Annotated in this window: 13 protein-coding genes; all 13 read left to right on the top strand. The window is 66.6% G+C overall.

The features are described from left to right. Window positions 1-32 precede the first annotated feature (32 nt). The 13 genes from ACK59X_RS26330 (at window position 33) to ACK59X_RS26390 (ending at window position 13,495) form a co-directional block, all read left to right on the top strand. A complete protein-coding gene (locus ACK59X_RS26330; protein ID WP_409961483.1) occupies window positions 33-1,520 on the top strand; it encodes an NCS1 family nucleobase:cation symporter-1 in 1,488 nt (495 codons plus the stop codon). Window positions 1,521-1,548: 28 nt separating this feature from the next. Next, a complete protein-coding gene (locus ACK59X_RS26335) occupies window positions 1,549-2,325 on the top strand; it encodes an aspartate/glutamate racemase family protein (RefSeq protein WP_409961485.1) in 777 nt (258 codons plus the stop codon). Window positions 2,326-2,370: 45 nt separating this feature from the next. Further along, on the top strand, window positions 2,371-3,135 hold the full coding sequence (locus ACK59X_RS26340; protein ID WP_409961487.1) for a GntR family transcriptional regulator: 765 nt from the start codon (window positions 2,371-2,373) through the stop codon (window positions 3,133-3,135). 171 nt (window positions 3,136-3,306) lie between these two features. Next, on the top strand, window positions 3,307-4,794 hold the full coding sequence (locus ACK59X_RS26345) for a nucleobase:cation symporter-2 family protein (protein ID WP_409961488.1): 1,488 nt from the start codon (window positions 3,307-3,309) through the stop codon (window positions 4,792-4,794). A gap of 239 nt (window positions 4,795-5,033) precedes the next feature. Next, on the top strand, window positions 5,034-5,741 hold the full coding sequence (locus ACK59X_RS26350; protein WP_409961489.1) for a hypothetical protein: 708 nt from the start codon (window positions 5,034-5,036) through the stop codon (window positions 5,739-5,741). 17 nt (window positions 5,742-5,758) lie between these two features. Continuing rightward, a complete protein-coding gene (locus ACK59X_RS26355; RefSeq protein ID WP_409961491.1) occupies window positions 5,759-7,468 on the top strand; it encodes a phosphate ABC transporter substrate-binding/OmpA family protein in 1,710 nt (569 codons plus the stop codon). Window positions 7,469-7,481: 13 nt separating this feature from the next. Then, complete coding sequence (locus ACK59X_RS26360) at window positions 7,482-8,285, top strand: ABC transporter permease (RefSeq protein ID WP_409961493.1); 804 nt, start codon at window positions 7,482-7,484, stop codon at window positions 8,283-8,285. Window positions 8,286-8,319: 34 nt separating this feature from the next. After that, window positions 8,320-9,156 (top strand): ABC transporter ATP-binding protein, encoded by an 837-nt coding sequence (locus ACK59X_RS26365; protein ID WP_409961494.1) that lies wholly within the window; start codon window positions 8,320-8,322, stop codon window positions 9,154-9,156. Next, window positions 9,153-10,046 (top strand): hypothetical protein, encoded by an 894-nt coding sequence (locus ACK59X_RS26370; protein WP_409961496.1) that lies wholly within the window; start codon window positions 9,153-9,155, stop codon window positions 10,044-10,046. Before ACK59X_RS26365 ends, ACK59X_RS26370 begins: the two co-directional genes overlap by 4 nt. A gap of 7 nt (window positions 10,047-10,053) precedes the next feature. Next, window positions 10,054-10,905 (top strand): hypothetical protein, encoded by an 852-nt coding sequence (locus ACK59X_RS26375; RefSeq protein WP_409961498.1) that lies wholly within the window; start codon window positions 10,054-10,056, stop codon window positions 10,903-10,905. 16 nt (window positions 10,906-10,921) lie between these two features. Next, window positions 10,922-11,362: a PspA/IM30 family protein gene (locus ACK59X_RS26380; protein ID WP_409961499.1), complete on the top strand. Its 441-nt coding sequence runs from the start codon at window positions 10,922-10,924 to the stop codon at window positions 11,360-11,362. Window positions 11,363-11,416: 54 nt separating this feature from the next. Further along, a complete protein-coding gene (locus tag ACK59X_RS26385; protein WP_409961500.1) occupies window positions 11,417-11,626 on the top strand; it encodes a hypothetical protein in 210 nt (69 codons plus the stop codon). A 45-nt stretch (window positions 11,627-11,671) separates the two neighbouring features. Next, a complete protein-coding gene (locus tag ACK59X_RS26390; protein ID WP_409961501.1) occupies window positions 11,672-13,495 on the top strand; it encodes an ATP-binding protein in 1,824 nt (607 codons plus the stop codon). Window positions 13,496-13,802 lie beyond the last annotated feature (307 nt).

The raw sequence follows: 13,802 nt of genomic DNA on the forward strand, positions 1-13,802 counted from the left end.
GAACCCGTCCTTTTCCACACGAGGAGACACCCGTGAACACAGCCGTCAGCAGCACCACCCCGTTGGCCGAGGGCACAGCCCCCGCCGGGCCGCACCATGGCAATGCCCTGATCAAGCCGGGCTACGACCCACGCCTGACCAATGAGGACCTTGCGCCCCTGAAGCGCCAGACCTGGGGCCAGTACAACATCTTTGCGTTCTGGATGTCCGACGTGCACAGCGTGGGCGGCTACATCACGGCGGGCAGCCTGTTTGCGCTGGGCCTGTCGAGCTGGCAGGTGCTGGTGGCGCTGCTGGTGGGCATCGTGATCGTGCAGTTCTTCTGCAACCTGGTGGCCAAGCCCAGCCAGGTGACGGGCACGCCCTACCCGGTGATCTGCCGCGCGTCGTTCGGGGTGCTGGGGGCCAACATACCGGCCATCATCCGCGGGCTGATCGCGGTGGCGTGGTACGGCATTCAGACCTACCTGGCGTCGGGCGCATTCTTGCTGCTGGCGCTGCACTTCTTTCCCAACCTGGCGCCGTATGCCGATGTGGCGCAGCACGGGTTTGCGGGCCTCTCCACCCTGGGCTGGGTGGCGTTCATGGTGATGTGGGTGCTGCAGGCGCTGGTGTTCTGGCACGGCATGGAGGCGATACGCAAGTTCATCGACTGGGCGGGCCCCGCCGTGTACGTGGTGATGGCCGTGCTGTGCGGCTGGCTGGTGTGGAAGGCGGGCTGGAAGAACATCGACCTGAACCTGGGGGGCGTCAAGTTCCAGGGCTGGGATGCGCTGCCGGTGATGCTGTCGGCGATTGCGCTGGTGGTGAGCTATTTCAGCGGGCCCATGCTCAACTTTGGCGACTTCTCGCGCTATGGCAAGAGCTTTGACGCGGTGAAGAAGGGCAACTTCTGGGGCCTGCCGGTGAACTTCGTGTTCTTCTCGCTGCTGACGGTGGTGACCACTGCGGCCACGCTGCCGGTGTTTGGCGAGCTGATCACCGACCCCGTGCACACCGTGAGCAAGATCGACAGCACCACGGCCGTGGTGCTGGGCGCGCTGACCTTCATGATCGCCACGGTGGGCATCAACATCGTGGCCAACTTCGTGTCGCCGGCGTTCGATTTTTCCAACGTGGCGCCGCAGCACATCAGCTGGCGCACGGGCGGCATGATCGCCGCCGTGGGTTCGATCTTCATCACGCCCTGGAACCTGTATGCCAACCCCGAGGTGATCCACTACACGCTGGACGTGCTGGGCTCGTTCATCGGGCCACTGTTCGGCATTCTCATCGCCGACTACTACATCGTGCGCCGCCAGCAGGTGGACGTGGATGCCCTCTACACCATGAGCAAGCACGGCGCCTACTGGTACAGCAAGGGCTACAACCCGCGCGCCGTGTGGACCATGGTGCCGTCGGCGCTGATCCCCATCCTGTGCGTGATCGTGCCCACCTTGCGGCCGGCCGCCAACTATGCCTGGTTCATCGGCATGGGGCTGGGCTTCGTGATCTACGTAGCGTTGAACCGAAAAAATTGAAAGCAACCGAGAAAGAAAGAGCCGAGCCGTGCGCATCAAGATCATCAACCCCAACACCACCTGGAGCATGACCGAGAAGATCGGGGCCTGCGCGCGCGCCGTGGCGCGGCCGGGCACCGAGGTGGTGGCGGTGAGCCCCGCGATGGGGCCGGCCTCCATCGAGAGCCACTACGACGAGGCGCTGGCCGTGCCCGGCCTGCTGCAGGAGATTGCGGCCGGCGAGCGCGACGGGGTGGACGGCTATGTGATCGCCTGCTTTGGCGACCCGGGGCTGAAGCCCGCACGGGAGCTGGCGCGCGGCCCGGTGGTGGGCATTGCCGAGGCGGCCATGCACATGGCCAGCCTGGTGGGCGCACGCTTTTCGGTGGTGACCACGCTGGGCCGCACCATGGGCCAGGCCTGGCACCTGGCCGAGATCTACGGCATGCAGCGCTTTTGCGCCAATGTGCGCGCCTGCGAGCTGCCGGTGCTGGAGCTGGAGGTGCCCGGATCGAACGCGCGCGAGCGCATCACCGAAGAGTGCCGCCGCGCCCTGGCCGAGGACGGCTGCGACACCCTGGTGCTGGGCTGCGCGGGCATGGCCGACCTGTGCGAGCACATTTCACAAACCTTGGGTGTGCCGGTGATCGACGGGGTAGCGGCCGCTACGTCGATGGTGGAATCGCTGGTGCTGCTGGGCCTCTCCACCAGCAAGCACGGCGAGCTGGCACGGCCGTTGCCCAAGGCCATGGCCGGGGCGCTGGCGGGCTTTGCGCTGCCCCCTGTGGTGGTGGTGCCCCCGGTTCGCATACCCCGCGCGGCCTGAGGCCTGATCCGCGCTCGCGGGCGAATCACGCCACAATTGGACCCCATGCCCCGCGCCCGCACGAGCCCCAAAGCCCTTCCCGCCGACCTGGCACCAGACACCGAGCCCACGCCCGACACAGTGGCCGACGGGCGCCTGGCCTCCACCGAGAGCATTGCCCAGGACCTGGCCACCGCCATCGTCGAAAAGCGCCTGCCGCCGGGCACCTGGCTGCGCGAGGAGGCGCTGGGCCGCGTCTACACCGTGAGCCGCACCAAGATCCGCGCGGCGCTGGTGATGCTGTCCAAGGACAAGCTGATCGAGATCATCCCCGACAAGGGCGCCTTCGTGAGCCGGCCCAGCGTGCAGGAGGCGCGCGAGGTGTTCAGCGTGCGCCGCGTGCTGGAGGCCGAGGTGGTGCGCCTATTCATCGCCAACGCCACGCCGGCCGACTACCAGATGCTGGAGCAGCACATCCGCTTCGAGCGGGCGGCGCTGCGCGAGAGCACCACTACTGGCCGGGTGCGCGAAAAGCTCTTGGGCGACTTCCACGTGGTGCTGGCCGAGGCGGCCGGCAACCAGACCCTGGCCCAGCTGGTGCGCGACCTGGTGGCACGCAGTTCGCTGATTGCCATGCTGTACGACTCGTCGAACGACCCGCACTGCTCATCGGAGGAGCATGCGGACTTCCTGGCGCTGTGCAAGACCGGCGACGTGGCCGCCGCCGTGGCCAGCATGACCGAGCACCTGGAGCGCATCGAGGCGAACCTGGCGCTGGATACGGGACGGCCTGATAGACAGCTGGACCTCGTCAAGGCCCTTCTGGCTTGATCTTCTCGCGCAGCCAGCGGCTGCGCGCCCCTCCCCCCGAAGCAGGACCCTAGGGTTTACCGGGATAAGCGTCGCCGACTAACGTGTATACACTTTTTGTATGGATGGTTGTACACGGAAGATGGATACCGTCCCCCTATCCCAACAATGAACCCCTGAAGGAGCCCTCCCATGTCCGCCTCCGTGCACCCCGTGGATGAACAACTGCCCATAGGGCGCCTGGGCGCGCTGGGGCTGCAGCATGTGCTGGTGATGTATGCCGGGGCGGTGGCGGTGCCGCTGATCGTGGGCCGGGCGCTGAACCTCACGCCCGACCAGGTGGCCAAGCTGATCTCGGCCGACCTGTTCGTGTGCGGGCTGGTCACGCTGATCCAGGCGCTGGGGGCCACGCGCTGGTTCGGCATCCAGCTGCCGGTGATGATGGGGGTGACGTTCGCCTCGGTGGCGCCCATGGTGTCCATGGCGCAGAGCACGGGTGGCACGGCGGGGGCGGGGCTGATCTTCGGTTCGGTGATCGGGGCGGGGGTGATCTCGATCCTGATCGCGCCCATGGTCAGCCGCATGCTGCGCTTTTTTCCGCCGGTGGTCACGGGCACCATCATCGCGGTCATCGGCATCAGCCTGATGCGCGTGGGCATCAACTGGATCTTTGGCAACCCGGTGGGCCCCACGGCGCCGAATGTGGTGAACCCCGAGCACATCAAGTGGCTGACCGAGGCGCAGTCGGCCGCGGGAGCCCCCGGCTCCTCGCTGCCGCCGGTGCCCAAGGGCTTTGCGGTGGTGCCCACGGTGCCCAACCCGCGCTATGCGGACCTGACGGGCGTGGGCATCTCGGCGCTGGTGCTGGTGTCCATTTTGCTGATCGCCAAGTTCGCCAAGGGCTTCATCGCCAATATCTCGGTGCTGCTGGGCATTGTGATCGGCGGCGTGGTGGCGGCGGCCATGGGGCTGATGACGTTCGACAAGGTGGGCAAGGCCGACTGGTTCGACCTGGTGCTGCCGTTCGAGATCGCGCTGCCGGTGTTCGACCCCATCCTGATCTTGACGATGACGCTGGTGATGGTGGTGGTGATGATCGAGTCGACCGGCATGTTCCTGGCCCTCGGGGACATGACGGACCGCAAGATCGAGCAGGACGACCTGACCCGCGGCCTGCGCACCGACGGCCTGGGCACGCTGCTGGGCGGCATTTTCAACACCTTCCCGTACACCAGCTTCTCGCAGAACGTGGGCCTGGTGGCGGTGACGGGCGTGAAGAGCCGCTTTGTCTGCGTGGCCGGCGGCGTGATCCTCATCATCCTGGGCGTGCTGCCCAAGATGGCGGCGCTGGTGGAGTCGCTGCCCACCATGGTGCTGGGCGGCGCGGGGCTGGTGATGTTCGGCATGGTGGCGGCCACGGGCATCCGCATCCTGGGCGGGGTGGATTTCCGCAACAACCGCTTCAATGCGATGATCGTGGCGGTTTCCATCGGCGTGGGCATGATCCCGCTGATCTCGCCAAACTTCCGCCAGTGGATGCCGCATGCCATCCACCCGCTGATCGAGTCGGGCATCTTGCTGGCGTCGATCACGGCGGTGGCGCTCAATGTGTTCTTCAACGGTGCCCGGGGCGATACCTCGGCCGTCATCAACGCCGCCCGCCAGGCCGACGCGCACTGACCCGGCAGCTTCCCCACACAAGGCCCCCGGCTGACCGCCGGGGGCCTTTTTTGCTTGTGCAGGCCGCCCGTGCAAAAAAAACCCATGCAACATCGATGGAAAAGCAGGTACCTCCCGGGCGGGCTATTCCCCCTCTGGAGCGTGCCATAAGGCACGCTTTGCAGGCGCGCAACTTGCATCCGTGCACGCTGGCGTGCCGTGCAGTACGTTACATTGATTGCTGCTTTGCAAGGATTTCCATGCGTACCAAACTCAGCAAGATGTTGGCGGCGACCGGACTCGTGACCCTCGATCCGGAAGACCACGCCCAGGACGACACGCCACCTGAGGCCTATTCCGAACCCGAGCCCGAACGGGAGCCGGAACCCGCGCCTGCGCCCGCGCCCGCTGCGGCCCCGCAGCCCATGCTCGCGCCCGAGCAAAGCGTGGTGGCCGAGCAGAAGGATTTTGCCGAGCTGTACCGCGAGGCCAATGTGCCCGTGGTGGCCTACACGGCAGAAAAGCTGCTCAAGCTGATGGCCGGGCTGGAAAGCATGCCCATGGAAGTGCGCAAGCAGGCCGTGCGCGCCATGGACGAGGCCGACGACACATGGACGGTGGATGATTCCGTGCTGGACGCGCAACGCAAGGTGAAGGCGCTGGCCATTGCCAAGCAGAAAATCGCCCAGCAAGTGGCTTCCGCGCTGCAAAATGCGGACCGGGAGATCGCGGCCATCCAGGCCGAGGAGCAGGACAAGAGCACCCAGGTGCGCAAGCAGATCGCAGAGCTGACGGCGCTGCTGGACCGCGGCGTGGCGCGTGCCGCGCAGCAGATGGCCGACGTGCGTGCGGCCGCCAGGACGAACCAGGAGGCGGGGGACAGGGAGTCGGCCCGGCTCGATGCGGAGATGAACCGCCTCGGCCAGATCGTCATCACGTTCTCCGGTGGTTCACCGATTCAAAAATAAATAACAGGAGTAGAGCAATGCAACTGACTGGTCTGGGCAAGGCGCTGATCGCGGTCATCGTCGTGGGGGCTGCCGGTTCCGTTCTGTGGAACATGGGCGGCAAGATGTGGGTACAGGACAAGCTGGGCAAGACCGAGGCCTCGCACGAGGTCGCCAGCCAAAGCAACGGCTCGGCGCCTGCCGTGGCCACCGGCAACACCAGCGCGCCCTCGGCTCCGGCAGCCGCCGCGCCCAAGGGCGGCGCCCTGGGTTCGCCCGGCAACCCGCTCAAGGTCAGCATCGTGAGCTTTCACGGCTATGCGCCGGCCCTGGTGGCCAACGGCAACAGCCTGAAGACGCAGCCGGGCTCGATCTTCCAGAAGGCGGGGGTGAACGTGGAGTTCATCATCCAGGACGACATCCCCACGCTGACCACCATCTTCGAGAGCAACACGGCGCAGTGCGCGTGGCGCACCTCGGACTTCTGGGCGCAGGAGCAGCCCAACCTGATCAACACCAAGCTCGATGGCCGCGCCATCATGATCGTGGACAACACCCAGGGCGCCGACGCGGTGATCGCGCGCGACCCGGAGATCAAGCGTATCGAGGACCTGGTGGGCAAGAAGGTGGCGTTGCTCAAGTACACGCCCTCGCACGGCCTGTTCATCAACGCCATCAACAACTCCAGCCTGAGCGCCAAGCAAAAGGCCAATGTGCTGGACCGCGTGGTCTACATCAATGCCGACGAGGGCACGCCCGGCGTGCGCGCGGCCTTTGCCGCGGGCAGCGTGGACGCGGCCGTGCTGTGGGACCCGGATCTGTCGCTGGCCGTCAAGTCCACCCCCGGCGCGCGTGTGGTGTATTCCACCAAGGTGGCCACCAACCTGATCTACGACGTGATGGTCTGCAACCAGAAGCTGCTGCAGGACCCTGCCAACCAGCAGGCCTTCCAGGGCTTCGTCAAGGGCTGGATGGACGGCGTGACCGCCGCCCGCGCCAACCCGGCCGGTGCCGCCGAGGCGCTGGTGCGCACCGAGCCCTTCTTCGACCAGCTGGCCAAGAAGGAGGGCATGCCCTTCATCAGCAGCCTGTTCTCCAACCTGGTGTGGACGGGCCTGGACGACAACGCCCGCATTCTGGGCCTGGCGGGCGACACCAACCACTATGAGCGCGTGTACCGCGAGTTCGACGCGATCTACCGCGCCGCCGGCTCGCTGGCCAACCCGAACTCGCCCGTGGTCTCGCCGCAGAACTCGTTCGACTACCGCTTCATCAACGCCCTGCTCAAGGACAACCAGGCCGCGCGCGCCGCCGCCGCCAAGCCCGAGTTCACCTTCGACACGGCCGGCATGCAAAAGGCCGAGGCACGCCCCGCGGCGCTGACCAAGCCGGTGAGCGTGAACTTCCCCGTGGGCCAGGCCGAACTGACCAAGAAGGCGCAGGAGGTGATCGACACCCAGGTGGTGCCCTTCATCAACAGCAATGGCTCGGCGTATTTCGAGATCTCGGGCAACACCGACTCGACCGGCAGCGCGCAGGCCAACCAGCGCCTGTCCAAGGCGCGCGCCGATGCGGTGACCAAGTACGTGGTGACCCAGTGGGAGATTCCGGCCGCGCGCTTCAAGGTGGTGGGCAATGGCTCGAACAACCCGATCTGCAACGAAGCCAACCCCGCCGCGCTGGAAGTGGACCTGGACACCTGCCGCCAGATGAACCGCGCCACGCGCATCGCCGTGCTGGCCCGCTGAGGGAGCGGCAGCGATGGCGCATTTCTGGAACCCCAGCCATCCGATCGCGCCCCAGACCCAGCGCATGCTGGGCGTGGGGGCTGTGGTGGCGGTGCTGGTGGCCTGGGCGCTGTTGAGCGCGTCGGGCCTGGTCAGCTCCAACCGCCTGCCCGCCCCCTGGGAGGTGGCCACGGCCTTTTACCGCCTGGCCTGGGACCCCGTGCGCCAGGAGAGCCTGCTGCTGACCTCGGTGCTGTGGTCGGGCGGGCGGCTGGTGGTGGCCGGCATCCTGGTCATCTTGATCGGGCTGCCCATCGGCATCCTGATGGGGGCATCGCCGCGCATCAATGCCACGCTGTCGCCGCTGATCGACCCGTTCCGCTCGGCGCCCATCGTGGCGCTGCTGCCCATCATGGTGATGTGGTTCGGCATTGGCGAGGAGATGAAGATCTTCTTCCTGTTCTCGGGCGCCGTGGTCTACCTGATTCCGCTGGTGCGCGACGCGATCCGCTCGGTGCCGCAGTCGTACTGGGTGAGCGCGCGCGACCTGGGCGCCACGCCGTGGGAGTGCATACGCCGCGCGGTGATCCCGATGGCCATGCCGCGCATCGTGGACGGCATCATCATCGCGGTGTCCGTCATGTGGACCTACATCACCGTGGCCGAGTACGTGAACGCCAAGGAGGGCCTGGGCCAGCTGATCCAGAACGCGCGCCGCTTCTCGGCCATGGACCAGGTGTTCGCGGGCATCATCACCATCATCGCGCTGGCGCTGATCACGCACCGCGTGATGACCTGGGCCAAGCGCAAGATGTTCCCGTGGGAAAGCACTGTGTGAGCGCCCGGAGAACCCTTACAACAACAAGCCAAGCATGACATCGAGCCCTGTGAGCATTTCCATCCAGATGACCGGCATCGTGCAGGAGTACCCTGCCGCCAACGGCCGGGGCGTGCTGCGCGTGATCGACGGCATCGACCTGCACCTGGAGAACCCCAGCATCAACATGCTGCTGGGCCCCTCGGGCTGCGGCAAGTCCACGCTGATGCGCATGATGGGCGGGGTGCGCCCGTTCAACGTGAAGACGCCCACCCAGGGCCGGGTGGAGATCGACGGCAAGGAGTGCCTGGACCAGCACGACGATGCGGTGACCGTGTTCCAGCAATACGCCAACCGGCCCGACCTGACGGTGTGGGACAACGTGGCCTTCCCCTTCACGCTCAAGCTCTGGAAGGGGCGCATCACCCAGGCCGAGGTGAAGGAGCGCGTGGACACCATCCTCGCCGCCGTGGGCCTGGCCGACAAGAAGGCCATGCGCCCGGCGCAGCTCTCGGGCGGGCAGAACCAGCGCGTGGCGCTGGCACGCGCGCTGGTGCTGCAACCGCGCATTCTGCTGATGGACGAACCCTTCGGCGCACTGGACCCGCAGACGCGCGAGGAGATGCAGCGCCTGCTGCTGGCGCTGTGCAAGGCCAACCCCTGCCTGGTGGTCTTCGTGACCCACGACGTGAGCGAGGCGCTGGCCCTGGGGGACCGTGTGATCGTGCTCTCGCCCCAGCCGGCCAAGATTGCCGATGACTTCATGATCCATGCCGAGCACCCGCGCTCGGAGGCGTGGGCGCGCTCGACCGAGACGCTGCGCATGCAGGACCGCATCCTCACGTCGCTGCGCGACGCCAAGGGCCATGGCCAGATCACGCTGAGCGTATGAAATTCGACCCGGGCGAGCGGGAAGAGCCCCCCTACATCCAGGAGTTCTTGACCAGCAAGTGGAATGTGACGGCCTCGCTGGGCGCGGCCGCGCTGGCGGTGCTGGCCTCGTTTCCCTACGGGCTGCCGGGCTTCATCTTCGTGGGCACGGCCTATGCGGCGGTGGAGGGGCTGGCGCTGCTGTATGTGCCGGGCATGTCCACCTTCCGCTACAGCGTGCGCCGCAAGTACGCCGCGATGCGCTACCAGGCGCAGGTGGACAGCCTGCTCAAGGAACTGGGCGACCGCAATGAGTGCGACCCCAGCTCCAAGCGCATGCGTGTGTACCTGCAGACGCTGGACCGCATCGACGCGCTGGAGCGCATGGTCAAGGCCCGTACCTGCGCGCTGAGCGTGGAGGACATCGACCGCCTCAAAGACGTGACGCGCGACTACCTGGCGCGCTGGCTCGCCATCGTGAGCGCCAACGAACGCCAGAGCCAGCTGAGCAAGCGCGAAATCGCCGACCGCCTGCGCAGCGTGGAGGAGCAGCTGGAAGCGACCACCGGCGAGCGTGAGCGCCGCCAGTTGCTGCAGGCGCGCAAGGACTACCAGCGCCTGCTGGAAAGCAGCAGCCGCCTGAGCAGCCGCATGTTCGCCATCGAGGCGGCCATGGTGTCCATGCCGGACATCATCGAAGAGGTGTTCCAGCAGGCCGTGTCCATGCCCATGGCCAGCGATGCCTCGGCCCGGCTGCGCGAGAGCGTGGACCGCCTGGCCATCGAAGAGAACCTGGAAGCCGATATCAGCGAAGAGCTGGACACCATCGGCGTGCATGTGCCCAGCCCTGCCGCAGCCAAGGCCAGCGCCGCACCAGCGGCACCCCGCCCCGTTGCCCAATCCGTGAAATGAGGCCCCGATGACCACCACCGTACAGAAGTCCCACCTGCAGACCCTTGTCGACTTCGACGAGTACACGCGCCTGATGGAGGCATCGCTCAAGGCCGCCATCGTGTCCGACGAGCCGGGCAAGCTGGTGCGCTTCTTCGCGCGCTACATCGCCTGGAACGGCTACTTCGGCTGCAGCGTGGCCTCGCTGGCCGGCAAGATCGGCTGCGCGCGCCATTTGTTCACCGACCCGGCCGAACCGTTTCTGCCCGCGGCCGACCGCAACGTGCTGGTGGCCAGCTACATCTTCGACGCGGCGCGCGACGAGTTCGACGACCACTCCACCCGCGCCCGCGACCCGCACCGCAGCCTGGCGCAGGCTTTCCTCAAGGGCATTGTGCAGACCACCATGCCGCAGGCCGACATGGCCACGGTGAATGCGCTGGCGGCCGAGCCTGCCTGGCTCAAGGTGCTGAACCAGGGCGTGCTGAGCGGCTACGGCGGTGGGCAGCCGGACACGCTGGACGCCATCTTTCACGCCATGGGCTACCACCTGGGCAGCGAGCTGCTGGCCGACCGCGAGTTCACCGTAATCGGCGCCACCTTGCGCGAGGCCGGCGGCAACCTGGCCGAGCGCCTGTTCCACACCGAGGTGGACATCGGCGGCACGAAGCACAAGGCCTTGTCCTGGGTGGGCATCCACTCGGGTGAAGGCGGTGCCGTGGAGGCCGACCATTTCGAGTGGGCCACCCAGGGCGTGAACGCCGCCTTTGCGTACATCCCCCCCGCCCAGCACGCCGCCATGCTGGCCCAGGTGGAGCAGGGCTTTGTCGCCTTTGCCCAGGACCACCGCACCTTCTTCGACAACGTCAACATCAGCTAAGCAAGGAACCTGCACCATGGCTTCTTCCAACTTCCTCGGCCGCCTGAGCAACCTGTTCACCGGCTTTCTCTCGCTGTTCGTCTCGGGCATCGAGAAGAACAATCCCGAGATCGCGTACGAGAACTCGATCAACAGCATGAAGGCCAACTACGACCGCCTGAAGAAGGCGGCGGGCGCCATCATCCGCCAGCGCGACGACGTGACCACACGCCTGCACAACGCCAAGCAAAAGCAGGCCCAGCTCGAAGCCAACCTGCAGCAGGCCATGGACACCAACCAGGACGACCTGGCCGTGAGCATCCTGCAGATGAAGAACGACAACGACCAGGCGGTGACCGAGCTCACGGCCGAGGCCGAAACGGCCATGGCCGAGGCCGAGAAGATCAAGGATGCGCTGCTGGAAATGAAGAGCGAGATCAAGCGTGTGGAAGACGAGCGCGACCGCAACCTGGCCTAGCTGGCCGGTGCCACGGCCAAGATCCAGATCCACAGCCAGCTCGAAGGCCTGTCGGTGGACGCCGAGATCCGCGCGCTGGACAACGTGCGTGGCCACATCGCCAACGTGATCTCCGAAGCCAACCTGGGCGACGAACTGCGCGGCGCCGACCTGGACGTGCGCATGAAAGGCCTGCAAAAGGGCGCCTCGCGTGCCACGGCCGAGGCGCAGTTGGCCCAGCTCAAGGCAGCGCGCGCCCAGGGTGGCGCGGCCAAGCAGATGTAAGCCTGCGAAAACCCAGCTACCGCTTGCCATCGCCCGAGGAATCCCGTGAGCACACCCACCCCTTCCGCAGTGCCTGCCACCCCCGCCTGGGTCGAGACGGTGCGCCGGCGTTATCTGAGCGGCGATGCCTCGGTCTTCGTGCTGTACCGCAACATCTACGACCGCATCCTGATGGATGGCAAGTTCGTGGAGCTGGAGCAGTACCTGTTCCGCTCGCTGCTGGAGGGCAAGAAGAAGCGCGTGCTGTCGCACAGCATCGCCTCGGGCACGCAGGCGCTGGCGGGCCGGGCCTTCGATGCCGAGGTGGAGCCGCTCGACGGGATCGAGCAAGCACTGATGCACGAGAGCGGCACGGCGGTGGTGATCCACTATGCGGGCTCGCTGTTCCCTGCGGGCGACCCGGGCATGATGACCATGCACGACCGCCAGGCGATCGCCAAGCTGCACCGCTGGTCGCTGAGCCCGCAGATCGGCGACAGCGACAACGTGGTGTTCCTGCTGGTCGAATCGCTGACCGAGCTCAACGCGCAGATCCTGTCGAACCCGCGCATCGCCACCGTCGAGATCCCCATGCCCGGCCAGGCCGAGCGCGAGACCACCATCCGCATGGCCGACAGTTCGCTGCACGCCGACCAGGTGACGCGGCTGGCGCAGCAGGCCTCGGGCCTGCGATTGGTGCAACTGTTTGGCCTGCTGGGCAACGACAGCAACACGCAGGCGCCCAACGATGCCGAGCGCGAGGCCCTGATCAAGGAGCTGATCGCCGGCACCGAGGACGCCGAGGCGCGCGCCAAGCAACTGACCAAACTGACCAGCGGCCAGACCAACGAGCAGATACGCCACCTGCTGCAGCCGGGCAGCAAGGCGCCGGCCAAGGGCAATGCCTTCGAGGAGATCGCGGCGCTGCTGCGCACGCGCAAGCGCGAACTGGTGACGCAGGAGTGCTTTGGCCTGATCGAGTTCGTCGAGCCGAAATTCGGTCTCGAAGGCGTGGGCGGCATGACCATGGTCAAGGCCGAGCTGGCTGCCATTGCCGCCGCCGTGCGTTCGGGCAACGTGGCACGCATCCCCATGGGCATTCTGGTCGTGGGGCCCATGGGCTCGGGCAAGACCTTCGTCACCAAGGCCTTCGTGCGCGAGGCCGGCATACCGGCGGTGATGCTCAAGAACATCCGCTCCAAGTGGGTGGGCGCGACCGAGAGCAACCTGGAGAAGGTGCTGGCCATGGTCAAGGCCATGGGGCCCATCGCCCTCATCATCGACGAGGGCGACCGCAGCCTGGGCGGCGAGGGCGACGAGGATGGCGGCACGTCGTCGCGCGTGACGGCGCGGCTCAAGGAGTTCATGTCGGACACCGACAACCGCGGCCAGGTGCTGTTCATCATGATGACCAACCGGCCCGACAAGCTCGACGCCGACATGAAGCGGCCCGGCCGCTTCGACACCAAGATACCGCTGTTCTTCCCCGAGAACGGGGCCGAGCGCGCGAACATCGTGCGTGTGATCCTCAAGCGCTTTGGCAAGGCGGTGGAACCGCTTTCCCAGCAGGAGCAGGACGATGGCGCCGATGAAGCCTGGATGGAGGCCGCGCTCGAAGACACCGAGTTCTCCAACGCCGAGCTGGAGGCGCTGACGCTGCTGTCCATCGACCTGGCCGAGCGCGGCGATGGCCGGCTCACGCGCGAGGTGTTTTTGCAGGCCGCCGTGGACTACATGCCCACGCGCGACACGCTGATGATCGAGTACATGGAGCTGCTCGCCATCTCCGAGGCATCGCGCCGCAGCCTGCTGCCCGAGAAGTTCAAGCACCGCACCACCGACGAGCTGCACGCCGAGATGAAGCGCGTGCGCGCCCAGCTGCGGCTGTAGCCCAGCAAGGACAGGGCCAGCACCCGGAACAAAAAGGCAGGGCTGCCCCAACTTGGAAGCCGGTACTGGCTTTCTGAAAAGGAAGACAATCCGGCTATCGCAGTCCCCGGGGGTACCATCCTTCCCCCGCCGACCGAGGCTTCTGGCCTCCCGCCTCGCCAGCCCCACCAGGGCGCGGCAGGCCCCTCCCCTGCCGCCATGCCACCCAGGGAATCAGGGTTGGACTCCCTGCAAGCGACGTGGGCTTGTTGTGACTATTTTCGGGGGCGCGGAGGCCCGTGGCGGGGTGCGCGTGTAGGCGGGCGGC

This window comes from Acidovorax sp. (genome assembly GCF_046339755.1).
Taxonomy (GTDB): Bacteria; Pseudomonadota; Gammaproteobacteria; order Burkholderiales; family Burkholderiaceae_C; genus Acidovorax.